1 protein-coding gene is annotated in these 609 nt (G+C 33.5%); it reads right to left on the bottom strand.

Annotated elements, in window-relative coordinates:
• A partial coding sequence (locus P20652_RS18425; protein WP_033017582.1) for a hypothetical protein occupies nt 1-379 on the bottom strand: 379 nt, incomplete at its 3' end.
• Nucleotides 380-609 lie beyond the last annotated feature (230 nt).

Genomic DNA, 609 nt, shown 5'->3' with positions numbered 1-609 from the left:
GGTTATGTGTTACAAGTGAGTTTTTAGAAATTTGAACCGCTTCATATAAATCAGAAATACCCGCAGTGTCTTTTTGAGCCTTAATACGCGCTACACCTCGGTTACTTAATGCAAACGATGTAAGTTCACGTACTTTTAAACGCGGACCATGGCTTTGCTTAAGTAATGCAATTGCTTGTGTACAAATAGCTTCTGCTTCTTCGTAATTTTTTGATTCAACAGTTAAAGCACAGCTATTAAACGATTTTTCAAATGCGGGTGCTGCAGTTGCAGAGTCTTCAATAACCATTAATTTATAATCACCTTGATTAGCCATTGCAGCAGCTGAGCAAGTTAATAATGAGCCAAGAGCGATGGTTTTTAAAAGTGTAAATTTCATGATTATATTCCTGTTATGGCAATTGTTTAAACTAGTGATCTTTTTTAGCGTCAAGTAAATAGCTTAATAACAAGGCAAAATTTATGAAATATAGTCGTTCTATATAAGTAATTTTTAACGCCGTTAGTGAGTTATTTAATTCGCTAAAATAATCATGTTTTAATAAAATTGGTATTAGATAGTCGTACTTGTTGCCGACAACTAAACTTTAGAGTGTTAGCTCAATTACC

This window comes from Pseudoalteromonas sp. BSi20652, from assembly GCF_000239855.1.
In the GTDB taxonomy this organism is placed as follows: Bacteria; Pseudomonadota; Gammaproteobacteria; order Enterobacterales; family Alteromonadaceae; genus Pseudoalteromonas.
Note: the sequence above shows the minus strand (reverse complement) of the source record. Positions and strands in the feature narration are given on the sequence as shown.